The 21998-nt window shown below is 54.4% G+C and carries 31 protein-coding genes; 2 read left to right on the top strand and 29 right to left on the bottom strand.

Annotated features, from left to right (window positions below):
* Window positions 1-3: 3 nt before the first annotated feature.
* The 25 genes from trbB to ACQG2Q_RS26045 form a co-directional block, all read right to left on the bottom strand.
* On the bottom strand, window positions 4-615 hold the full coding sequence (gene trbB / locus ACQG2Q_RS26165) for an F-type conjugal transfer protein TrbB (protein WP_426759284.1): 612 nt from the start codon (window positions 613-615) through the stop codon (window positions 4-6).
* Window positions 605-823 carry a hypothetical protein gene (locus ACQG2Q_RS26160; protein ID WP_029403814.1) on the bottom strand — a complete coding sequence of 73 codons (219 nt, stop codon included), beginning with the start codon at window positions 821-823 and terminating at the stop codon, window positions 605-607. The genes trbB and ACQG2Q_RS26160 overlap by 11 nt, the downstream gene beginning before the upstream one ends.
* Window positions 820-1287, bottom strand: coding sequence for a hypothetical protein (locus ACQG2Q_RS26155; RefSeq protein WP_045340589.1), 468 nt, complete (start codon window positions 1285-1287; stop codon window positions 820-822). The genes ACQG2Q_RS26160 and ACQG2Q_RS26155 overlap by 4 nt, the downstream gene beginning before the upstream one ends.
* A gap of 9 nt (window positions 1288-1296) precedes the next feature.
* On the bottom strand, window positions 1297-2079 hold the full coding sequence (traF, locus tag ACQG2Q_RS26150; protein ID WP_032663638.1) for a type-F conjugative transfer system pilin assembly protein TraF: 783 nt from the start codon (window positions 2077-2079) through the stop codon (window positions 1297-1299).
* Complete coding sequence (traN, locus tag ACQG2Q_RS26145) at window positions 2076-3935, bottom strand: type-F conjugative transfer system mating-pair stabilization protein TraN (protein WP_032663637.1); 1860 nt, start codon at window positions 3933-3935, stop codon at window positions 2076-2078. The genes traF and traN overlap by 4 nt, the downstream gene beginning before the upstream one ends.
* Window positions 3932-4555, bottom strand: a complete 624-nt coding sequence (gene trbC / locus ACQG2Q_RS26140; RefSeq protein WP_032663636.1) for a type-F conjugative transfer system pilin assembly protein TrbC — start codon at window positions 4553-4555, stop codon at window positions 3932-3934. The genes traN and trbC overlap by 4 nt, the downstream gene beginning before the upstream one ends.
* A gap of 10 nt (window positions 4556-4565) precedes the next feature.
* Window positions 4566-5564, bottom strand: a complete 999-nt coding sequence (gene traU / locus ACQG2Q_RS26135; RefSeq protein ID WP_029403807.1) for a conjugal transfer pilus assembly protein TraU — start codon at window positions 5562-5564, stop codon at window positions 4566-4568.
* On the bottom strand, window positions 5561-5884 hold the full coding sequence (locus ACQG2Q_RS26130; protein WP_032663634.1) for a hypothetical protein: 324 nt from the start codon (window positions 5882-5884) through the stop codon (window positions 5561-5563). Before ACQG2Q_RS26130 ends, traU begins: the two co-directional genes overlap by 4 nt.
* Before the next feature lie 55 nt (window positions 5885-5939).
* A complete protein-coding gene (locus tag ACQG2Q_RS26125) occupies window positions 5940-6155 on the bottom strand; it encodes a hypothetical protein (protein WP_029403804.1) in 216 nt (71 codons plus the stop codon).
* Window positions 6156-6258: 103 nt separating this feature from the next.
* Window positions 6259-6804 (bottom strand): hypothetical protein, encoded by a 546-nt coding sequence (locus ACQG2Q_RS26120; RefSeq protein ID WP_072254587.1) that lies wholly within the window; start codon window positions 6802-6804, stop codon window positions 6259-6261.
* Window positions 6795-7073 (bottom strand): hypothetical protein, encoded by a 279-nt coding sequence (locus ACQG2Q_RS26115; RefSeq protein ID WP_032663633.1) that lies wholly within the window; start codon window positions 7071-7073, stop codon window positions 6795-6797. Before ACQG2Q_RS26115 ends, ACQG2Q_RS26120 begins: the two co-directional genes overlap by 10 nt.
* Window positions 7064-7456: a hypothetical protein gene (locus tag ACQG2Q_RS26110; protein WP_032638128.1), complete on the bottom strand. Its 393-nt coding sequence runs from the start codon at window positions 7454-7456 to the stop codon at window positions 7064-7066. The genes ACQG2Q_RS26115 and ACQG2Q_RS26110 overlap by 10 nt, the downstream gene beginning before the upstream one ends.
* Window positions 7453-8088 carry a type-F conjugative transfer system protein TraW gene (gene traW, locus ACQG2Q_RS26105; protein ID WP_032663630.1) on the bottom strand — a complete coding sequence of 212 codons (636 nt, stop codon included), beginning with the start codon at window positions 8086-8088 and terminating at the stop codon, window positions 7453-7455. The genes ACQG2Q_RS26110 and traW overlap by 4 nt, the downstream gene beginning before the upstream one ends.
* Window positions 8085-8501 (bottom strand): type-F conjugative transfer system protein TrbI, encoded by a 417-nt coding sequence (trbI, locus tag ACQG2Q_RS26100; RefSeq protein ID WP_032663628.1) that lies wholly within the window; start codon window positions 8499-8501, stop codon window positions 8085-8087. Before trbI ends, traW begins: the two co-directional genes overlap by 4 nt.
* Window positions 8498-11107 (bottom strand): type IV secretion system protein TraC, encoded by a 2610-nt coding sequence (traC, locus tag ACQG2Q_RS26095; RefSeq protein WP_033488177.1) that lies wholly within the window; start codon window positions 11105-11107, stop codon window positions 8498-8500. Before traC ends, trbI begins: the two co-directional genes overlap by 4 nt.
* Window positions 11104-11358 (bottom strand): hypothetical protein, encoded by a 255-nt coding sequence (locus ACQG2Q_RS26090; protein ID WP_032663625.1) that lies wholly within the window; start codon window positions 11356-11358, stop codon window positions 11104-11106. Before ACQG2Q_RS26090 ends, traC begins: the two co-directional genes overlap by 4 nt.
* Entirely contained in the window at window positions 11355-11909 is a 555-nt protein-coding gene (traV, locus tag ACQG2Q_RS26085; RefSeq protein WP_032663624.1) for a type IV conjugative transfer system lipoprotein TraV, read from the bottom strand. The genes ACQG2Q_RS26090 and traV overlap by 4 nt, the downstream gene beginning before the upstream one ends.
* A 58-nt stretch (window positions 11910-11967) precedes the next feature.
* Entirely contained in the window at window positions 11968-12363 is a 396-nt protein-coding gene (locus ACQG2Q_RS26080) for a hypothetical protein (protein ID WP_032663621.1), read from the bottom strand.
* Window positions 12364-12424: 61 nt separating this feature from the next.
* Window positions 12425-13252, bottom strand: a complete 828-nt coding sequence (locus ACQG2Q_RS26075; protein WP_196481024.1) for a prohibitin family protein — start codon at window positions 13250-13252, stop codon at window positions 12425-12427.
* A 130-nt stretch (window positions 13253-13382) separates the two neighbouring features.
* The gene (locus tag ACQG2Q_RS26070; protein ID WP_032663619.1) at window positions 13383-13847 is read right to left on the bottom strand and encodes a hypothetical protein; all 465 of its coding nucleotides are present in this window, start codon (window positions 13845-13847) and stop codon (window positions 13383-13385) included.
* Between the two features lie 95 nt (window positions 13848-13942).
* Window positions 13943-15346, bottom strand: coding sequence for an F-type conjugal transfer pilus assembly protein TraB (gene traB / locus ACQG2Q_RS26065; protein WP_033488185.1), 1404 nt, complete (start codon window positions 15344-15346; stop codon window positions 13943-13945).
* Between the two features lie 2 nt (window positions 15347-15348).
* On the bottom strand, window positions 15349-16089 hold the full coding sequence (traK, locus tag ACQG2Q_RS26060) for a type-F conjugative transfer system secretin TraK (RefSeq protein ID WP_033488176.1): 741 nt from the start codon (window positions 16087-16089) through the stop codon (window positions 15349-15351).
* A gap of 11 nt (window positions 16090-16100) precedes the next feature.
* A complete protein-coding gene (locus ACQG2Q_RS26055) occupies window positions 16101-16682 on the bottom strand; it encodes a TraE/TraK family type IV conjugative transfer system protein (RefSeq protein ID WP_033488175.1) in 582 nt (193 codons plus the stop codon).
* 6 nt (window positions 16683-16688) lie between these two features.
* Window positions 16689-16991: a type IV conjugative transfer system protein TraL gene (traL, locus tag ACQG2Q_RS26050; protein ID WP_023338040.1), complete on the bottom strand. Its 303-nt coding sequence runs from the start codon at window positions 16989-16991 to the stop codon at window positions 16689-16691.
* 3 nt (window positions 16992-16994) lie between these two features.
* Complete coding sequence (locus ACQG2Q_RS26045; RefSeq protein WP_032645467.1) at window positions 16995-17348, bottom strand: type IV conjugative transfer system pilin TraA; 354 nt, start codon at window positions 17346-17348, stop codon at window positions 16995-16997.
* A 196-nt stretch (window positions 17349-17544) separates the two neighbouring features.
* Here ACQG2Q_RS26045 and ACQG2Q_RS26040 point away from each other — a divergent pair, with 196 nt between their 5' ends.
* The gene (locus tag ACQG2Q_RS26040; protein WP_032663733.1) at window positions 17545-18186 is read left to right on the top strand and encodes an Arc family DNA-binding protein; all 642 of its coding nucleotides are present in this window, start codon (window positions 17545-17547) and stop codon (window positions 18184-18186) included.
* Window positions 18187-18224: 38 nt separating this feature from the next.
* On the opposite strand, the gene ACQG2Q_RS26035 is transcribed toward ACQG2Q_RS26040, so the two are convergent.
* Window positions 18225-18611: a relaxosome protein TraM gene (locus tag ACQG2Q_RS26035; protein WP_032663732.1), complete on the bottom strand. Its 387-nt coding sequence runs from the start codon at window positions 18609-18611 to the stop codon at window positions 18225-18227.
* A gap of 644 nt (window positions 18612-19255) precedes the next feature.
* Between ACQG2Q_RS26035 and ACQG2Q_RS26030 the strand changes: the two genes are divergently transcribed.
* A complete protein-coding gene (locus tag ACQG2Q_RS26030; RefSeq protein ID WP_032663727.1) occupies window positions 19256-19795 on the top strand; it encodes a lytic transglycosylase domain-containing protein in 540 nt (179 codons plus the stop codon).
* A gap of 28 nt (window positions 19796-19823) precedes the next feature.
* On the opposite strand, the gene ACQG2Q_RS26025 is transcribed toward ACQG2Q_RS26030, so the two are convergent.
* From ACQG2Q_RS26025 to ACQG2Q_RS26015, 3 genes are all read right to left on the bottom strand, one after another.
* Window positions 19824-20645 (bottom strand): DUF932 domain-containing protein, encoded by an 822-nt coding sequence (locus tag ACQG2Q_RS26025; RefSeq protein ID WP_032663726.1) that lies wholly within the window; start codon window positions 20643-20645, stop codon window positions 19824-19826.
* A 16-nt stretch (window positions 20646-20661) separates the two neighbouring features.
* On the bottom strand, window positions 20662-20955 hold the full coding sequence (locus tag ACQG2Q_RS26020; protein WP_032663725.1) for a hypothetical protein: 294 nt from the start codon (window positions 20953-20955) through the stop codon (window positions 20662-20664).
* Window positions 20956-21643: 688 nt separating this feature from the next.
* Window positions 21644-21979 carry a hypothetical protein gene (locus ACQG2Q_RS26015; protein ID WP_023345479.1) on the bottom strand — a complete coding sequence of 112 codons (336 nt, stop codon included), beginning with the start codon at window positions 21977-21979 and terminating at the stop codon, window positions 21644-21646.
* Window positions 21980-21998: the final 19 nt, after the last annotated feature.

Here is a 21998-nt window from a genome sequence, read left to right as displayed (position 1 = left end):
GTATTACTGAGGGGTGACCTGCGCGCTTGCCGGCATTGGCGGCAGCATTTTTGGATCGACGTTATCCGTGTCAGCCTGAATCAGGCTGGCCATACGGCTCTCAAGTGCCGGGATGTCCATCACCCCTTGGGTGAGTGGATAAGCTTTCAGGGTGTTGACGTTGACCATAAAGGCCGTCGGTGTCGCAATTGGCAAACCGTTTCCGAAGAAGGTGACAATCTCGTCTGCGATGGGAGAGTTAGGGTCCGTCTTACGCGGGATCATCGGGGTCGGGTAAGATACGTCCCCGCCGCCGTCAAGGGTGTACGGGTACACCCTGATGGCATGCTCATCGGCCCAGCCCTTCAGCAACGGGTCAAACTTAGCGCTGTACTGGCAGTGCGCCTGCATAAAGAGCACCACAGCATAATCTTTCATGTTAGCCCGACGTCCGTCCGGCAGCGCCATCAGGCTGGCTTGCGCGGGTACAGGAATGGTGGAAGCGGTGATGGCTGCAGCGTCTGCAGATGAGGCCGTTTTTGATGCTTCAAGCGCCATTAACTCCTCTCGCGCACCGGCATTCGCCAGCAGGGGCAGGGATAACAGTAGCGCAGTGAGTCCGGTTTTAATGTTCATGATCGGCTTCCTTATGCGCCTGCCCTCTTTCGTAACGGAACCAGCGATAGACGGCATACGCCACCATGCCAGCCGCCACGGCCCACATACCATTGCACAACCATAAGAGCCCCTGCTGCGTATGCTCAACCGACCAGGTCATCAGCTCGCTCAGTACGCGCGCCATCGTGCCCCAGAAAATCAGCCCTGCGAGAATAGCGGGTTTCATTCGTGTGTCTCCCTTTGCCATACCCCCGGCATCTGCCGTGAGGTGGTGGAACGATGAATATAAAGATGAGCCAGAAAGGCCACAGCCGCGCCGAACAGCGCGCCCATCAGCCAGAGGTTGAGGAGCGTTGCATTCATCGGCTTTATCCACAGCTCGCTGTCAACCGGTTCACGATGGCAAAACTGTACCGGCGGGAACTCATAAGGAGGGGGACTTGCGTCCTCGCCGGGCTCAGGTAGCCGGGGTTGTGGTGCCGCTTCATGATGCGTGACGCACTGCATCACCTTTCCGGCGGGCGCGCCTTCGGTTAGCGTTTGCGCCTCTTTCACAAACTGTCCCGCCAGCGAGCCCTCCAGCGAGATGGCTATCACAATACCGTACAGCAACAGCGCGGGGCCGAAGACAAAGGTGTACAGGGCGAAACGCCCTGCATCACGGATGAGGGGTAAAAGCATCTTTGTCATAAGAGACTCTCAGGAGTTGGGTTTAAAGCCGGTGGCCACGTTCAGGAATCGCTTCGACAGGTCATCCTGCGTCATGAAGCCGTATGACAGCGCGCGGTAATTCTTGCTGCGCGGGTCAACGAGGTAGAGCGCCGGGAAGTGCGTAATATTCATCGACCGGGACTGGCCCGTATCCGGACGGCTCTGCGGCAGGGAGGCTGCCACCTGGCCATCAACCGATACCGGGATAAGCGAAATACCGTTGGTTTTCGCAAAGTCCGCCACCACGCCCGCCATCTGCACGTCAATCGGGTCGCTGCCCCGGTAGAAGTAGAACAAACCGTACTGCTGCGCCAGCTGCTCCACGGCGCTCTGCCGCGTCTGCTGGTCGCGGGTCTGCATAAACGGCGCAATGCTGTTGTAGTGCGGATACTCCAGGTTGTAGTCGAGGTCCGGGTGGCTCAGCTGCGCCGCCGCAAAGGACTGACTGAACATCGATGCCCGATCTGTCCAGAACTTCTGCCAGCGCAGGAACGTCGCCGTGTTTTCCCTCGACGGGAACAGAATCGCGCGGTTAAGCGCCTCCTGGGTGTATCCTTTCAGTACCCGGGCCTGCTCCATCGGGGACATTTTACTGAGATCCGGAATGGCCTGCGGTGCAGGCTGCTGTGGCTTTCTGGACTGCTCCGGCGGCTTTTTCGGTTCGTTGTACCAGGACCAGCCGGTGAACGGCTCTGCCGGCGTAATAATCTCCTCGGCCAGCACCGTATGGCTCGCCAGCACCATGAGCAGGCCACAGAGGACACGGTTCATTTGCCACCTCCCTGCTGATTCACCTGCGCGGCAATACGCTCCTTAATCTGCTGGACCTGCGCGCTGGTATCGGGGATTTTCTGGTTCTTCATCAAATCCTCGTAGAAGTCAGAGAAGTTGATTTTGTCGAAGTCGATACGCTGCAGCTCCGGGACCGTGATCCCCCGGCAGTTTGGACTGTCACCGCTGCCGAACTTCACGCCCAGCTGGTCGCGACGTCCCTGCTCCTGAATGATGCGGGCAAGCTTGCCGTCAAAGACGCAGTAAACCTGACTTTTCTGGATGCAGGCACCCAGCACCTGGCGATCGCACCGCTCGCCCACGCTGACGGTGATTTTTTTTGCTTTGGCCTTGCCGATTGCTTTTTCTTCGTCATCACATGCGGCCAGTCCGGCGCTTTGTCCCCAGCCAGAGTCTTTGCAGCAGTTAGAGAAACCAGCAAAGGCTTTACGGCAGCGCATGGCTTTCCCCGTGAAGGCTTTGACCTCAATGGTACTGCTGGCGTCTTTTGCGTCTTCAGCCGCCGAGGCAAGTCCTGCCAGTTTGGCCACGGCCGTATCAAAACCGCTGCTTCCGGCACCATTGGTGTCGTCACACTCGCCTGACTTACAGATGTAGTCGCCGCCGCAGACCAGGCCGCCCGACTGATGCGTGGTCTGACACTGGTAGGTGTAGCTCATATGGGTACACTGCCCGTCGGTCGATTCAGTGCAGGTGTTGCCTGCCGCCGTACAGGAGGGGTTCGTCATCAGCGTTCCGCAGGTTCCGGTGGAGTCTGACGGCACGACATAGTTATCGGTGTACTGCCAGCAGTCGCTGTAAACGTTATAGCTCTGACCGTTGTTCACAATGGTTTTATTTCCGCCCGGAGAGGTGCAGGTTGACGTGGTTTTTTGCGCCTTCGACATATCCAGGCCACAGGATGAGGACCAGTTCACTTCCGGGACAAAAGTAGTCTCGACTGCATTCATAACGAGCACGAGCGTGAAGCCTGACGCGCCTGACTGAAAGTCAGCTATCTGCTCCCGGATATGTTTTCTACAAACATCCTGCTTTCCGCTAACACATCCGGTGCTTTGATAGGAACCGGCAGGTAACGAGCCCCCCTGCGACAACGGTGTCCCCGGAGCGCCCGGCATTTCCCAGTTAAAGGCTTTTCCGACAATCGTCTGACTGACGCCCCACCAGGAGATTTTCCCGGCATTGACATCGCGATCCGCCCAGTAAAAATGCGCGCTGATCACCGGTCCTGATGCCGGCGCTTTAAAACTAAAACTTAAGGAAGTACCGTTATTCGTAAAAACAACATCGCCATTGGCCGCCGTCAGTGTGAAAGTTTTCTGCACTGTCGTGGTGGAAGTATGTCCGCCAGGTGTTGCCGTTCTTGAACAGGCTTCCACTGAGGCCACATCCTTATCGCAGGTGTAATTTTCAAAGGTGGTTTTCGATACCGTCACCTCCTTACACTGGTTCGCGGTCCCGTTTAGCACACCGTCAGCGCCAGCTTCCGCATTTTTACCGATAGTGATGAAAGGTGCGTTCGGGTCTATGGCGGGCGTCGGGTTCGTTTTTCCGGAGTTGATAACCGACTGCGCTGCGTCATTGCCCTGCAGAGCGGCCTGCCCTTTGTTGGCGAGCCCACCGTCACCACCATCCACGCCGCCGTAATACCCTTTCTCCGGTGGGTTAGCGGTATAGCCTGGTATTGCCCCCGTGACGGTATCCGGATTTTTCAGGGCTCCCGTCCCGGCGGAAGCATTACCTTTGCCAAAGCTCGCTCCCGCCTCAAAGGCAGGATCAGCTGCGCCAGCCAGAAGCGGAAACAGCATCAGCACCGTTGAAAGCAGTTTTTTCATTTTCCGGCCTCCAGAAGATGGCGTGCCGTTGCCGCACAATCACCACTTTCAGCTACTTTTTCGAGAGCCTGCTGCAGGGGCAGACTTCCCCTGATTACGTCATAGCGGCCTGGGCAGGTCACCACCAGGGCGGGTACCGTGGTGATGTTGTACTGAGTGAACAACGTTGGATCGATTTGCACGCCGGCGTCCTTGTCCTCCTTACTCAGCTCAAACATTGCCGCCGCGGTCTGTCGCATGTCGTTATTAACCAGGCCGCGCAGCGTCGGCGGTATGTTGTAACGACGGGCATCCTTCAGCATCGGCAGCAGACCTTCACGCGGAATACCGAGGCTCACAAAGTAAATAGCCGGGAACGTGTCTTTTTCCCCCATCTTATTGGTCTGGGCTGCGATATCGCCCTGCAGGCGGTTAATCAGGTCCAGTTGCTGCTGCGGTAAGACGGGTGCGGCCGCAGGATGCCCCTGCAGGTCTTCCTTCATCGCTGCCAGCGCATCCTGCTGACCTTTGATCCAGCTGTGGTCGGAGACGGAGATATCGGTCTGGGCGCTCGCCAGGGCCAGCGGCGCGAAAGCAATCATGACGCTGATCGTCAGCGCCCGGAGATAAGCGTTTTTCATTGTCATGTCCTTAAAGGAATACGCAGTTACGTTTGCGCCAGAAGAGGTAGCCGAAGTTCTTTTTGGAGGATGGAGAGTTATGCGTTGTGCCCCAGAGCTGCGTGCTGGCCCCGAAGGGATGGCAGTTGCCCGGTTCGGGGTACATATTCACCATCTGGTATCGCCATCGCTCTTTCGGGATGATCGGGGATGGATACTGGTTACATACGGCGACGTCCGCGCCCACAGAGTTCCATACCAGCCCCTCACGATGCAGCTTGAAGGCCATTCGCTCTCCGACCAGCAGAGAGGCCTCGAGCGGAGAAAACTCACCGCTGGTAAAGCCTGTTAGCGGGTAGATAGAACCCTGACTACCTGCGCACCAGAACAGCGGTGACAGAGGAAGGCCAGCTGATGATGCAGCTGCGTCAGCAGCACAGGCCCCCTGAGCGATCAGGTTGCCGAACAGCGCTGCCTCGGGGTTAATCAGCATCGAGAGTGTGCTGTCATTCCAGAGAGGATCGACTTCGGAGAGATAGGCAATATCCATGTCGCCGGTCTGCAGACACCCCAGACTGGTGATGATGTTCAGCCAGAAAATCAGCGGGTATTTGTACCAGTGAACATGGTAGAACGTGCCGGCAGCGGGCCGGTCACTCTGCCCTGCGGTTCCCGTTCCCGTTCGTCCGAGATCTATTTTAAAGCCGCCCATGTTGACCATGACCCCAGGCTCACGGGTTACGTCCACCATCGCCATTGGCTCCCAGAACCCGATGGCCAGACCGATACGATAAAACACACCATATGGACAAATCTGGATCGGCGAAGCCGGGTTGTTGGTATCCTTTTGTGGACCGGCGGCCAGCTGAATATTGCCGAGCGTCATCGGAAACAGACACTTCCAGCAGACATCGCTTATCGGGTTAACCCAGCGGCCATCACCCGCGTTGCTGGCTGCAGCCGTTGCCTGAGCTGGCATCCAGGACAGCAGGACCAGCATCACGCCGGCAAGCCATGAGAAACGCTTCATTTCACCTCCCGCAGCCATACACAGACCGGGCCGTCCTCAGTGTCATGAATGGAGCCAATGAACCAGCCCTCCCCCTCTGGCGCGGAAGGGAGCCAGTCACTGATGTTTTGTTTTCCCTTTTCCCAGTCGGCGATCACCTGCGGAGGCGCGTCGTTTTCCATCCAGCGGGTGGCACAGGTCAGATTGTGCTGGCGCATCCAGTCGCCGAATTCAGTCTGTGTGGCCTCATCACGGGCAGGTACAAAATAATGAGGGTGCGTCCAGAAGCCATTGCGGTCACGGGTAACCGTCACCGGCCTGACAGATTCAGGGTGAGTCATGGGGTATCTCCGGGAGTGCCGCAGCCACCGGACGGCGGGAGGGCTTATAAAAGGATTAATGGTTTTTGGCTTTGCCGGCCGCTTTCATAATGATGGCCAGACGTTCTTCCTGGCTCATTTCGTACAGGGCAAGAATGGCTCCGCGCAGAACATGCGAGGGTTTGTACAGTGGATTATCGTTGAGGATTTCATCCATCTGTCGGGCCGAACCCTCATCGTGACGTACTGAGGTGACATTCCGGCCCTTTTCAGTAACAGGGTCTTTTTTCATGGCGTTACCTGGTCGGGGGTTAATCGGAAACCGGGATGACATTCAGGCTGAGGCGGAGCGCAACGCAGTGAGCACCGAACATCCTGAAGGGCAGCGCGGTTGATCACTGGCTGTTTGCCGGTCTCGTGATGTACCAGCCAATGCGCTCACTGCCACGTATGAGTAAGCTGAGCCAGGAGCCGGCGTACCCATCGTTCACTGCCGCATCTAAGTTGTCCTGCATCGCCTCCTCAGAGACTCTCGGCGACGTATAGTTCTGGCGTGCCCGGAAAATCCGGCGGCTAATTTGTAGCCGGTCAGCCTCTGGGATCGTCACGCGCAGTGATTCATCGCGTGTCAGTGCATAGCCCGCCTCAGTCAGGCCTTTTTCCAGCTCTGCGAGCAATATCTGATAGTATTCCCGGTTAGCAAAGGCGTGAACCGCATCGGCATGCCGGGCACTGCCAAATTGCGCCAGAGGGACAGGTATTCCCGGTCTGCTCTCCCACGCCCGGCGTTCACGCCGGGCACATGCCACGTACTGAACAACAATCCAGCCAGCGAGTAGCGCAATGACGACCAGAATACCGGTCATGCCCTCAGTATCACGCAAACAGGTGAGCATCCCCTGCAGCCCCTGAGGTCCGGTGAAGCAACTGATTAACGCCATGCGTTCATCTCCTCCATTCTGTTGCGGATAAGCCTGACGAGGTACAGGGGAAACGCCTCATCTCGTTCTTCCGGCGCTACAGGCTGACGCTGGTTATTCGCGCACCACTGGTGCCAGGCACCGGCGATCAGCGCCGGTTGCCATGAAGCGATCTCAGGGTATAGCTGACAGAGTTGATTTACGGTTTCGTCACAGCTTTTGGTATAAGCATTGTGACCAGCCATATGCTGAGATGCTGGCGGCACAGCGGTATTGTGTATCAGTGACATTCGGCGTTCTCCTGCCCTTCGCCTGCAAACAACCTGTCGAGACGCTCGGAAAGTGACAGCGTCGGGCCCTTTTTACGTTTCGCGCTGTCCTCGGCCCGCATGTTCTCCAGTAAGAGGTGAATGATGTAGTCAGGGAAACGTTCATCACGCCTGGACGGCTCCCGGCTGTCCTGCTGGTTCTGCTCACACCAGTGGAGCCAGGCTTTGGTCACCAGTACCGGATGCCAGGAGTCAATTTCGGGATACAGCGTCTTCAGCCGTTCTGCTGTTCCCATGCGCGGCGTTATCTCAGCGGGTTTACGCGGTTTTCTGCCGTAACGTCGATGGGATGTGACCGCCTGACGCATTTCGGGAAACAGGTCACCTAACGTTGTTGCACTCATTTTTTCGCTCCTGATACCGGAATTTCTTCCACTTTCATCACGTGGCCGTCGCGCGATATCCGCGCGGGGATGTGTTCAAAACCGAATTTACGGGTCAGTACGCCAGACTGGTCGAAGTAGATACGTTCATTCAGCGCATCACTGGTTTCTTTGATGTTGCCGTTCACCAGGATGACCTTCACGCTGGTCTGGCCGGCGAGCTGCTGTCGGGTCCAGTTCACCTGCTCCTTATCATCGCCGTCGATAAAAAAGAGCACCTGGCTGAAAGGCACCTTATCCAGAGGATTGACCGTATCGCCCTTGCGGGCGATCACGTTGCCCTGCATGTCTGTGATCGTTTCCTTCACGGTAAATGTCGGGTCCCAGGCAAAGCTGCGGTATTCCTTCGCTTTCGTTAGCCCTTCCACAGGTGTCGGACGTACCGCATGCTCCTTCACTCTTTCCGTTGCCTCTTTGCGAAGGCGGTCCAGCTCGCCCGTCTGCTCCATTCCCTTTAGGCGATTCTGGATAAACGCCAGCATGTCCTGCTCTGCAGGCTCGAAGACGTTGCCCCAGGTACCGAGATCTTTCGCCCCGCTGCCGGCGGAGAACATCAGCAGCAGTATTGCCATCAGCTGCGGTCGTTTTTTCACTGGCCCCCCTGGATGCGTCGGGCAATATCAGCACGGACTTCATTCGTGATATCGCGCTGCGGGCTCATCACCGCCGGCTTCACCAGAACGATGGCGTTGTGTGAGGACTGCCACGCATCCAGGCTGCCGGTCAGCGCCGCGTTGAATTGCTGGGTCATCGCTTTAGCCCGGTTTTCATCGAGCTGTAACTGAGCGGACTGCTGCATGAAGAGGTCCACCGTCCCCTTCATGTCGAAAACGACAATCTCTGGCTCTGTGTTTTTCATGTAAATCCATGTTATCCCCGTCATAACCATCTGCGAGACAAGCACACAGATTGCTAATTTCATTCTTCGGGAGGTCAACCATCCCGCCATAGTTGCACCGTCCCGAACGGTGTCGCCGTCATACGGTTTGCTCTGTTGTTCACTCATGCTGCTTTCACCCACTCTTCAAGTTCACGAAGTTCACTGCCGTATTTTTTCTCCGCCAGCAGATACGCCGCTTCTTCCGCAGTCGCCCCCGCTTCTTTCTGCACTTTCTGCATGAAAGCAAAGTCCTCGCCGCGCGAGCTGAACATGGCGCGCGTCACGGGGTCGACGAACAGGCGATGGAAAGAGCTGTATTCACCGGCGTTTATCAGCAGGGAGCTGTAACCGGTCTGCAGGGCGGGCTGGAAGCCACGGATAACTTCTTTTTCCATGTCCGAGAACTGATCCGGGTTATCGGCAAGGTACTGTTTAAATGCCTTCGCATCCTGCAAGAGGGTGATTTTGGTGGAGCTGTTGTTCCACGCGGCTTCTGCTTCCTTACTGGCGCTGAAGTCCTTGATGCCCTGGGTGATAGTGATAAACGCCCCACGGTGACGACGCACTGTGCGGTAGCCGGTTTCGATAAACCTTGCCGCGTGTGGGTTGGAGCCACCCAGCAGACGCCAGGCCTCGTCGATGATGCAGACTTTTTTGAGGTCGCGCGGGCTGTGGTACATTTTTTCCTGTATCGCCAGAATGAGCGAGAACAGGATGGACGAGAGCAGCTTCGGCTTGTCTTCCAGGCTCAGCAGCTCCAGCACCGCGAAGCGGGTTTCACCATCGAGCGTCGGGGTGTCGGCGTTGAAGTATTCTCCGTCAGGTCCCCAGGTGCAGTACGTATCGAGCAGCATGGCCAGCTCAGCGAGACGCGCGTTGATGGTCGGCTTGTCAGCGGACGCCTGATTCACATCCTCATTAGTCAGGTAATTATGAACGTCGTCGATACGGGCTTTGTTTGCCTTCTTCTCCCACGCATCCATTACCGCTTTCTGCAGGATCGCTTCACAGACGCCATCCAGCGGCTGCGTCGGACTGGCGAGCACCGTCAGCAGGCGCACAATCCCTTCCGCTGAATGATTAATGTCCTTAACGTTGGCGAACGGGTTAAAGCGCAGTTTAGAGCCATCGAGATAAACCCCGCCGGCCTGGTGACAGTAGTTCTTGTAGCTGTCCCCCATGTCGATAACCCAGGCGTACCCCCCGGCATTCAGTACATCGCGAAGGATGCCCTGCGTCAGGAAGGATTTACCTGCCCCGGACGTGCCGGTGACGGCGATATTAAAGTTGGTACTGCCGTTCTCCTCACCAAACATGTCGTAGAACGCAACCTGGTTCCGGTAGGTGGGCAATGGCATACCCACGTTGGACAGCTGGCGCTCGGCGACGACCGGCATCAGGCTCACCGCGTTCCATGACTTGGAGCGCAGCGTTGCCCCCGTCATCTTCAGGTCTTCCCACATCCCTTCCTGCATGACGAACGGGAAACTGGCCAGCCAGTTACGCATCTGCTGGTACTGTATCGTCACCATTTCCAGCTCGTTCTTACGGAACACGTTCACGGCGGCCAGTTCACACTTCTGTGCCTCGGTATTGTTATCCGGGGCGAACAGGGTCAGGTTGAAGTAGGTATTGCAGAGCGCGATTTCATTGCTGTGCAGCTGCTCCCGGGTGCGCCGCCATTCCTCTGCAGCCTTTTTGGTGTTGGGGAACAGTGCAGCGTAGGCTGAGTTGGCTTTTTTCGAGAGGTCCTGGTCTTTACGGAAAGCCTCGCTCTGGCTTTTGGTCTGTTCTTCCAGCGCCGTCGTCCAGGTCAACATAAAGGGACAGGGTATCCCGAGATCGGGAAAGCGCAGGTTCTGCAGATTGTCAGCCCCCTGCCAGAGCGCGAATCGACGCGGGTTTTTAGCAAGCTGCATGTTGATGATGCGGCATGCCGATGCCGGCAGGCGTGTCCCGCGCGCGTCTATGGTCTCCGGCAGCTCCATCCGGATATGCGATGGATGAACCTTAAGGTCAATTCCCGGATCAACCACCTGGCGGTTAAGCTTTTCATCCTCGTTGTAATCCCCGGAGGATGTCAGCACCTGCTCCTGACGGTAGTTCATCTGCTCGCGTACCGCAGACAGGAAAGCGTGCACATCGGTGTTCATGCTGTCGATGCGCGCGGCCCCCAGTGAGACGCGGATGGTGTTACGTATCTGAATCAGGTCATCCATCACCCGCTGAACCTGGGAAGCGCGCTTAATGGGCTGACCGTAGACAATAAAGATACGGTAGTTACGCAGGTAGAGCGGGTATTCCCGTTCGTTGGCCAGGCCGTGCAGAGCGGAACGCTGCCAGAACGCGCGGGTAATTTTATTGAGGTGATCGGCCATCCCCCCTTTCCACATGTCGTTACTCACGCCGCGATCGATACGTTCCCCGACACACTTACTGGCCAGCATAATGACGGTCACAGGGGTCTGGCGGGGCAGCTTCTTACGCAGCATGTCATCGAGCGCGGCCATCACCTGCTCGTTCGCGCCGGGAAGCGGCGCGGCTTCCATAATGAAGCCCGCAGAGCCGGCATTGACGAAAATTTCATTTTTGTCGTCGTAATACCGGTAAGGCAGCGCAGCAACCAGGGACGGATAGTCCCAGGTCTGGGAAAGGTTGTTGCGGGCCGTTGCTGCACCGTCTTCCTCTTTCCCGTTTTTCAGCATATCCATCAGGCTGTCGACAAAACTCATTTTCGGCCCTCCGCAGCGGCCCGGATCAACTCCAGGCGACGCAGCTTCTCTTCGTTCATCTGGCCGGAGTGCGGGGCATCACCGGCAGTTTTAATCTGCCAGTCACAGCTCACGCTCAGAACGGCCAGCGTTTCATCGTCGGTATCGATTGACTGTGTGGCGGTGATTTGCGTCGTTCCTTTCCGTGAATGGGCTAACGATTTCGCCAGATATTCGATGCCGTTCCTGCCGGAAATGTAGTGGCTGCTCATTCCCCTCCCTCCCCGATGACGCGGTAGCTCTCATCCCAGTGGGATTTGTTTTTCACGAACTCGACCACAGCCGGCTGATGAAAGTTGTCGTCCGTGTCCACCCAGGGTGCAATCCACAGGCGCTGCGTGGCGTCAGGAATACGCTGAACCGGAACGCGGCCCGCAGTGTTAACCGGCACAGGGGTCGCATGACTGGACGTGGTCAGCGGCGTGACCAGCGAGCCAGACGATTTCGCCGGCGCAGTGGTCAGAGGGCGCGGTGCAACAGGCTTAGCGGCAGTGGTTCCGGTTGCTGCGGCGGAGACGGGACGGAAGGGATTCACGACCGGTGCTGAATTGCGCAGTGCCGGCAGGGTTTCACCCGCAGGCTTTTTTGCGGTTTTCTCTGCCGTCAGGTCATCCAGACTTTTACCCTGAGCGGCCAGCTTGTTGGCCTCACCGGTGGTCAGGCACTGGTCGGTCGCGGTCTTGTTGCAGTCGAAATCAGAATTGAGACCGGCGCAGCCGGTCAGTGCGCTGCACAGCAGTGCAGCACCCAGTAGATTTTTCATGGGGTAACTCCGGTTTTAATTTAAGGGGTATTCAGGGAGGGGTAATACTCAATTTCGATTATTTGCAGTTGCACTGAATCACAGTGAAAAGCAACTGCACAGCAAGGCTACAAAACACGCCGGCATAAAACATGTCCAGCGTCAGGAAGTTCAGGTTCATCTGGATGAAGCCATAAACAATGGTCCCTATCAGCATTCCTCCCCACGGAACGACTGAACCATACATAAAGTACCAGTCATCGCGTTTGTTAAAGGCAGAGCCGCTAAAGCATACGAGGAACACGCTTAATAGCAGGGACACTCGCCAGGAGACCCAGCCCATATCACCCACGCCTCTAAGATTGAGCACTGCCCACACTGTCAGTTCGATAGTGAATACCAGTGCTGGAATGAGGAAATAGCGATAGTTGTGCAGGGTTTTTAGTAATGAAGAACGTGCCCTAATTGCAGACATAGACACTCCAGTGAAATGAATTACAGGGTTGTGATGGTGAACAATTAGAGGCTGTCAGAGGTTACTTCACCGAAAGGAAAGGTACGGTACCTCCGGGGATCATTGATGCCGGAAGCTTTCCATCCCAGCGTTCAGCCGTCGTCAGACTGACCAGGCCGGGATTATCCCGAAGTGCATCGCCGCGCTGGCGTATGGATTCAGCTTCTGCGGCTCCGCGAAGGCGTATTGATTCAGCTTCTGCCTTTGCTGCCGCCAGTTTACTGTCAGCCTGGGCCTGAGCCTGAGTGACCGCTATCTGAGCCTGAATTTTCTCTGTCTGGAGGTTCTGCGTCCGTGTGGCAATGGCCACCTCTGCTTTCATTCTGTCTTCAATGGATTTCTCATACGCCGGCGAGAAGTCGATGTTTTCAATCTGTACGGTATCAATCACCACCGGTCCATCAACACTTTTCCGTAGCGCGGCCTGCATATCCTGTACCAGCTTCGCTCTGTCCTGAACCGCGCTTATTGCGGTATATCGTCCAAAAACGTTTTCCAGCTGTGTAGGTATCTGCCGGGCAATCAGCCGCGTTTTCATGTTCTCAACCGTCTGATAACCACTGTAGACGCGTTCCACTTCGGTCGGCAGAACATGGAAGTTCACGGATACGGTCATTTTTGCGGGTTGCTGATCGAAGCTGTAGGCGCTCATACCTTCATAAAGCATGGCCTCATTCCTTACGGTTATTTTCTCCACGCTTTCGATGATCGGCCATTTCAGTCCCAGGCCGGGCTGAGCGACTTTAACAATACGCCCGTTTCGCAGCAGCACTCCCCTTTCACCTTCGTTAATACTGTAAAATGAGAGCCAGGCAATAAGCAGGCTGGCGATGACGATAGCTCCCCCCATGATGAGGAAAAGCCCGCGAGGGTTAAGACCTATTTCTGAATCGGTTGTGTATCTCATATAGCCACCATTGATATTGATTTCAGTTTTGATGCGGGAGGTGGGGTGATTAGGGGGATTGCCGTATTACGTTTCACTCCTCTCCCGTTTTCCCGCGACGGTCAGTAGTTTTATGGAGAAACTTCAGGTCTGGTTTCTTTTCTGGCCAGACGGACCTCGCTTCCTCCTGATACCAGTTGCTGACAATGCTGACCGTCAGCCCCTCCGTTTCGGCCTGGTGCTTAAGGTGTTCCCAGGCGGGCAAATTCAAGGGTTCATAATCAGAAAGCTTCCTGTCGAATACCTCCGCCCAGCTTTCGTTGTAGCGGGGGACAATTCGCCTGCATATCCATTGACTCGGAAAGAACCAGATAACCAGAAAACCCAGCGCCAAAAGTGGCTGGCAGTACGCGAGAGCCGGCCACGCGGTCCCAAGGTACATGGCAAGCCAGATAAACATGAACCGGCTTCCTTCCGGAGTGGCGCGTCCCGCCTCCCATTCAGCAATATGTATCCGCATGCTCCTGAGCAGGCTGTTATTACGCTCTTCGCCACGCATTACGTTTATCCTTTTTGCTGCCGCTTTGGATGTCAGGTCCGTTGTAACCGCCTCCCTGTGCTGTTGTTTTACGAGCAGACATCTGCATTTCCTCATCAATTGATGGTGTCACCAAGGCGCAGCTGACTGGCCTGACGGAGAACGTCATCCGGGTTGATGTTGCCGACTGAGGTGGTACTGGATGCAGTGGTCTGGCTCGCCGGTTGAGGAGTCACGGCGTTCTGCGCGGCGTTGCCGGCTTTCTGTAGTTCCTCTTTCGCTTTAGCGTCCTCGGCGTCCTCGATGGTTTCAAGGCGGAAACCCTTCTGGAACACGACTGTGACCTGGTTGCCGGCACCGATATCAATTACCGGATGGTACTGCTCGGCGCGCTTAATCCAGTACTGGCTCAGCGTGTCGGCCGCCTTGCTGGCTCCGCCTCCGAAGCCCTGCTTAAACACATCACCTGCGCCAACACTTGCAGTGGCACCGAGGCCGACGGATGGTGTGGCGGCAGATTTGATGCCTTCTCCAAAGCCTGACAGGAGGCCGGAAGCGCCGGCATAGCCGACAATCATGCCGTTTCGCATGACCGGCTTGCCGCGAATGCCGCCTTTACCCTGGAAGCTGACATGCCCCTGAAACTCCATGTCCACGTGCTTGCCGTTTTTCAGTATGCAGCTGATGGATTGAGTGCGGACGTTTCCGCGTTCGCTGGAAATATCGCCCCACATCTCACCCACAATAAAGCAACCGTCAGCGTTGAACTCTTTGTTGTTGGGCATCTGAATGTTGCCCTGCAGGCGGATAGTAACAGGGCTGGTATTCTGCTGACCGGTGACGCTGGCGTTCGCGTCGGCCCCCTCAATCAGAACAGCATCAGAGAAAGAGCCAGATGGAATCCAGGGGAGTTTGGTTGGCTTTTTCTTCAGGCTGTCGTAGCTGAACTTTGTTGTCGACAGACCGCCTGTCATGCGCTGGCCGGAGCCGCCCGGGTAAAACGCTGCACCTTGCCCCATATTCACACCGGTGGCGGCCGGTGCACCTGTGGGGGTTACATTGTATTCCGGTGGTCGGGCCTGACCGGCAGCAACGGGACCTGGGAGTGGTGTTCCGTTCGGACCTGCAGGTGGTGTCTGCTGGCCAGTGGTCTGGTTGCTGCCGGGGCCTTTCGTAAGCTGGTCGTTCAGGCGCTGAATTTCAGCGTCCTTTTCGGCCAGCTTTTGCTCGGTGGTGAGCTTGTTCTGCGCGAACTGCTGGGCAAGCGTGGCAAGGTTTTGCTCAAGAGCGGAGGTCTTTGCCTGCTGCTGCGTCAGTGCGGCATCGTTGACCTGCTCGTTAAACGTCGCGGTCACCACGCCGGTCAGGTTTGGTGTTGCAGCTGGTGCGGGTTGCTTTTGTTTTTGCTGGTATTGCCCATACCACATTACGCCGCCTGCTGCAGCTGCGCCGCCAATGATGACGGCGGCCAGGATGGCCAGCTGCTTGCGGCGGGTTTTCAGGTTTTCATTCAGGCTGATGGTCATGGGTGGGCGCCTCCGTCATCTGAAAACACAATCCAGGCATACCCCTCACCGCCAGCGTAGAGCTGATTCTGTGACAGCATTACGGCCCGGACGCCCTTGAGCCAGAAATCGCGCTCGCGGAGGCTGCGGGTGATGCTGCCCGGGTTGCTCATCCGGAAGCGAACCACGCGAAGGTGGTTGCCTACGAACTGGCGTTCAGGCGTCAGGCGTACATCACTGGCGGGTGAGTAAGCCGGCATGCGGCTGACCGGGTATTCCCGGTAGTCGTCCGGCACCTGACCATTGACTACGGCGCGGGATAGCGCAACCAGCGTTTTTTCATAGGTCTGCCCTTCTTCCCATGCCTTCGCATCGTCGTTCTTGCGAAGTGGTGGTGACATCGGGGTGAAGCGCAGTGTTTTGCCGTTACCCGGCTGCGGCCTGACGTTCAGGCTCAGCGATGAACCGTGGTCAGTCTGGATAAACAGGGTGAAGTTCTGGCCGATAAGCGGAGACAGAATGAGCGCTCCGTCCTCGGTCTGGCTCTGGTCATACGCACCGGTTGGTCCGCTGATGCTGGTAATGAGTTCTCCGTCTACAACAACCTTGCTCGGGTTGGTGTTGCTGAGAGTGACGTTAAAGGCGGCGTCGTTCTCAAACGGAATGGCTGCGGGTGCGGAAGCGGCCCGAAGGCCGCTTGTAAATAATCCCGCTGCCAGAAACACAGCAGCAGCTGCCGGTGAAATGCGAAATTTCATGGGCAGTCCTGTCAGTTAGTGGGAGATACCGGCTTGAGTTCTTCAAAGCTGTGGAGGTTAATCACACCGTTGTCATAGCTCAGTTTCAGTCGGTAGGTTTTTTCCTGGTCTTTCAGTGGCGTGATGATTGCGCCGTTTGTGGTGGAGGATTTCAGTACCCCGCTGTACTGCACGGAGCCATCATCCATGACGCGAATTTCTTTCGTGTCGAACTGAGTGGTGATGCCCGCTTTCTGAATGCGCTCAGTTTCTATGTCCAGGGCTTTCTTGAGTACGTCCCGTTCGGCGGAGGGGACAAATCCAAGAATCATTTTCTGGTTATGTTCGATGTTTTCCGGAGTAACGTTCAGTCGCCAGTAAATAAAGGAAGCGGCGAACTGTGTCAGGCCGGTGGCATCGACACTTTTAGAATCTGATGCAAATGGGCGGTTAAACGTTAATGGCGTAGTGATGGTTTTCTGGGTTGTGGCGAAATACCATGCCAGTGACCCTGTCAGTACATTCCCTGCGCCCATGAGTAAAGTTAAAGCTGAAAGACCAATAAACGCATAGCGGAGTTGTTTATCGCGCTCTCCTTTAATATTCAGTTTCATGAAAAACTATGCCCTCCAGTGCCGGAAACTTGAATCAGGTATCTGGCGAAAGGTTACTTTGAATAAAAGTGATGGCAGGTGCCAGTAACAGAAATTAAGTAACCAGTATGACCCCTGCCCTTTTTTCAGATATCTGACGATAAACCAGAGGATTCCCGCGATTACACCAAGTTCGAGTGACAGATTGTTAAGCACCCCCAAAACTAAAAGGGGTGCAGTAACAATCAATTCGTCAATCGGTAAGCCTAAATAGCGGTCCTGCTGGTTCATTGTTTCCGGGAAGTTATATTTATCTCCTTCCCCATTCATCATTTAGCTCGCGATGCCAAAGGCGACACGGGTAAAGATGATTGCCATAACGATACCGACGAACACCAGTGGTGAGCGGGCCTTAATGTAAATAAACAGGCCCATGATGATTTCGGCGATGTAGAACCATTTAACCAGTGAGGAACCAGAACCGAAGGTGGAATTAACCGTGGTGTTCTGTGAGGAAAGAAGGTCAGTACCAGATGCGAATGCCGGGTGAGTGACCATGAGTGCAATTAAAAAAGCACCTGCTGACTTTAAGTAAAATTTAGCTTTGCGATTTTCGCGAGCTTTGCGGAATAAAGACGCTACCGCCCATCCCTTACCGACGTTAAGGGCACTGCCTTTGGTTAACATGTTTGTTTTCTCCGAAGTAAACAAAAGTGAATCGCGTAAGTGCTTGTTTACGCGGGCGCAATTGTCCCATGACCCTAAAAAAAAAAAACTGTGACGCATGTCACATTTTTTGGAATCATTCAGATTTATCCGAATATGTAAGTGGGTAGGCTTTGTTGACCAGAAAGTTCAGAAATGGCCTCCGGGATCTATAGCTATGAAAGTAAAAGAGAAAATGTGGGATGGTCGCGGCCGTCCACGCAAGTTCCAGCCAGGTGAAGCGGTGGAGTGGCGATTGCGTGCTCCGGATAATCTGCTTATGGAGCTGAGAATATGTGCCAGGGCTGGCAATAGAAGTGTGAATGAGGAAATTATTGCCAGGCTTTTGTTGTCGCTGAATTATCAGCCCGGGAAACCTGTCATTAAAACTGCGGAGGGTGAGCGGCTTATTGCACTGGCGGTGAGATTTGAAGAATGGCTAGGGCAATTACTTGATAGTGAATCCGTTGATGCCGTGAGTGAAGTAAAAACTCCGCCAAAACAGGAGCAATTATGGATGTGGCGTGAGGGTGAAAGGGTTTTGCTTCCAGGAAAAACAACCGGATATAGCATGCGTATTCCTGAGAATCTTGCGGATGAAATCAGAGCAATGGCGAAGGTGCATAACCGTAGTCTGAATGATGAAATGCTTACCCGCCTGATGAATACTCTGGGTTATTTTACGGAAAGGTTGCTTGAACAGAACGAGGATGCGCAGGCGCTTAAAATTCTCTGTATGGAATTCGAGGTGTTTCTGAAGGAAAAAATAAGGGAGGTGGAAAAAAGTGACCTCCCGTGGGATGAAAAGCCGTCTCAGTGATCGATTCTGGCCGGAGCTTTCCGGCCAGTTGTGCTGATTTACTCTGTGAGGAAATGGTCCTTTTCAGCTTTATCTTCTGCATCATTAATTGCACTAATGTTCGTGTTTATAAGTTCTTCAAGTTTCAGTCCGGAGTCTGGTCCTTTGAGCATTACGAAGATATCGGAAATCAGGGCGGTTAGAATCATAATGCCTTCACGTGACCCTGATACTTTTTTAATGAGGTCCCGCCTGAAACCTTCAAGGTCGAAAGAGTTGCCTTCTTCTTTCGATTTATACACCATGAGTCCCAGTCTGACTAGTTCGTTCACAATGGATGAATAATTCATATCTGAGGTTGTGGCGCCCTTCTGAAGTTCTATTTCCAGAATATCCTGTATCTCACGGTCGATTTTGTCTTTGAAGTAGATGTTTTTTCTTGGCATGGTATTTTCTCGTGAATTTCATGCAGTGCCTAATGCGGCACTGCAATTGAGTTCTGTGGTGACCATATGTGTTTAGTTCCTGTGGCAAGCTATTGAATTTCAGTATGAATACCTTGCCTGGGTGTGTGCTAATCCAGCACCGTGGAGTGTGCTAATTCGGCACTATTATGTGTGTTAATCCGGCACCATCAAGTGTGCTGATTAGGCACTGCTTCGTTTTAAGTTACTCTATTTATTATGTACACACAATCCCCACACTGAGCAGTGCTTGATTGACACACACAGCAGTGCCTAAATAAGCACTGGTGTGTGTGGGGTAAAGGCACTGTAATGTGTGTTAATCAACACACATTAAGAGCATACACTTTAACATCTCGAAAAGTCGGCACATTCATATAATTGAAATTAAAGAAAAAATCTGCAAGACGAAGTCTTGCGTGGGGTGTGATGTTTTAAAGGGTTAGTAAAGAGCGGCATGTTAATACCGCCTACTGCTCTGACATGTTTATTTCGGACAGATGTAAAATCCCATCAGGAAAGCGTTCACGCGCGTTTGTAGTGAATTTACTTGATTACGACGATCCGCCGGGGTATTTTTTAATGCGCCTCTCCAGGGCCCGTTTATTTCGCTAAAAGGCCAAACCATGAAAATATCGTTACTGCCTGCTGCTTTGCTGACTCTTTCGCTATCTGCTGGCGCAACTCCGCAGATGTGCTTTGATCAGGCCGGGAAAGATTATCAAATTGATCCACTACTGCTTATGTCAATTTCGATTAAAGAGAGCCATCTGGTACCGGATGCGATAAATGGATCAAACAGGAATGGAACGGAAGATGTCTGTGGTATGCAGGTGAACAGTTCCCATTACGGTAAACTTAAAAACTTCAATATTACCCGTGAGCGCCTATTGAATGATCCATGTATCTGCGTCTATACGGGTGCATGGGTACTGGCGCACAACTTCAGGTCATACGGAAAAAACTGGGACAGCGTAGGGATGTATAATACGGGGCCGAGCAAAAAGCTCATTGCGCAGCGCAAGGCCTATGCACAGAATATCAAGAATATATATCGCGTATTACTGGCCAGAAAAAAAATACTTTCTGAACGTCTCGCGCCAGCTGCGGGTAAGGAGCATGAGATAAAAACTGCAGAAACAGCATCGCTTAACAGCGGACAGTAAAAAGCCGCTCTGTTGAGCGGCTTAATTTTCAGGCCTTCAGTTTTGCAAACTCCTCAGCCATTTTCCAGAGCACCTGATTTAATTTGATGTCACCATCTATTCCGGTGACTTCCCGCGTTCTGGTGATCTTCCCTTTTTCCGTTCTGCCACGAATCCCCCCACGGATCACATTTTCCTGCACCACGTTAAACGTGGTCCATAAATCCTGGCCTCTGTCGAGCACACGGCGAGGGTTAATAATTTGCTCCGGTGTAATCGGCGCTGGTTTTCCATCGTACTTAAGTTCCAGGGCGGTCGCACCAAAAAGGCGTTGCTCAGGCAAAGTCAGCTGAATGCTTTTCATGAGGTCTATATTTTCATCAACCGCGTCAAATGTTTTCAGCACCGTGTAAGCGCCTTCGATAACCTGCCCAACAATATCTCCTTTGTGGGGTACGCGGATTTCACCAAAATCCTTCCACGCAACCAACCCATTACTGCAAACCTGACGGAACATACCGGGGATCATTTTATAGCTGCTTGAACCATCATGGCTATTCAGCAGAATAATTTCCGGTACTTCTTTTCCGTTAATCTGGTCATGACGACGCAGGCGAAGCATATGCTTTGTAAAGTCGCGTTTATCCTGGTCACGTGTACGTGACTGCGTTGCATAATACGGCTGAAAACCTTCATCACGTAAACGATCAAGTATGTTTATGGTCGGGATATATGTATAGCGTTCAGAGCGTGAATCGTGTTTATCCGATGAAAACGCGCTCGGAACGATGAGCTGTAATTCCTCATTCGTCAACGGACGGTCTTTACGGATCGAGGTAGGCATACGATAGCGGCTTGCGAAACTGACCATTTTTATTTACTCCTGATTATTTAGTAAGTGATGAAGGAATAACGCGGTGAAAATTATCCAGCGGCATTGCAGCTGCCACCGGGCGACCATCTGCAACCCAAACAGAGATATAATCCGGGCATTCGTCATTAATTAACGTCAGCTCAGTGGCATTCTCTGGCGGCGTAAAAATTGCCGGTTGTGGCTCCCCTTCCGATGCTGCCAGGACCCAGCAAAACAGATCCATGAACTGGGACATGGTGAGGTTTGAATCACATCTTCCGGTAGATTCTTGAGCGGCGGTTTTGACGTTGACGTTTCGTGTGTGCATCCTGGTTTTCTCCTGTGGTGATGGTTGTCCATCTCCCTGGTGAGTTCTCTCGCGGCAAAGGGCAAAGGAGCAACGGCAGGGCGGCAGGAGAAGGGCGGAGACGAAAGTTTTTGCGGCACGCAAAAAGTTTTGGCGGAGTGCATTTCACCCTTCGGATGACGAACTGACGGTGCTACGACAAGCCCTCCGCGTGAGGACGCACGGGGGATGGCTTCACCGGGGGAACAGGATGCACACACCCGACACGGCGGAACGGCGTGGCGCCATTAAAGCGACGGCATCAGCCGGCGCGGTGAAGGCGTTCCGGACGGCACGGCCGGAGAAGCCGCAGCCTTTGACCTTAGCCATCAGACCCTAGCGTCAGCCCGAAACCCGAAGGGGTTCGGCGGAGCCCGGCGGGTGCGCAGCAGCCGCCCTGGCGGAGTGGGGCTCGACGACCGGGCAGCAACGCTGGCCGGGAGCCGAAGGGGGCCATCGCCCTGCCCTGTTTTCGGGTTATGGCCATAACGGAGCTGCAGCGGAGAAAGATAACCAGCAGGACGCCGGTTATGATCGCAGGTAAGGAGAGAAGCACTGCAACGGGGAAAGGCAGGAGCGCCGGAGGCGCTTTCGCCCTCCCCGTTTCCCCGAAGGGGAAGCATTTTTTTGCGGTTGCCCCGATGATATGCACCGGGGCAAGGATTTCCGATCAGATCGGTTCTTCGCTGTCACCTCCGTTTTCCTGCTCATAGTGCATCATGGCCATATTCAGCAGGGCATTAAATCCCTCAATGCCAGCCCCGTCCGGCTCGCACTGTTCGCACAGGTGCAGCAGATTGGCCAGAAAATCCGTGATAACAGTTTGCACGCTTTCGCTTTCCCTGTTCAGCCCGGTTTTACGGGCAAATTTCCAGAGCACATCTGCAGCCAGCGCGGCGTGATCATCGTTGCTGCGGATTTTTAGCGGTTCAGGCTGACCGTTAAGGCGTTCTGCCATCGTCTCCAGCACGGTCGCCGGAACAGCGTTCAGTGTGTTGCTTGTCATTTTCTCTCTCCCTGCGGCA

The organism is Enterobacter cloacae complex sp. 370H10, assembly GCF_050031535.1.
Classification (GTDB): domain Bacteria; phylum Pseudomonadota; class Gammaproteobacteria; order Enterobacterales; family Enterobacteriaceae; genus Enterobacter; species Enterobacter intestinihominis.
Note: the sequence above shows the minus strand (reverse complement) of the source record. Positions and strands in the feature narration are given on the sequence as shown.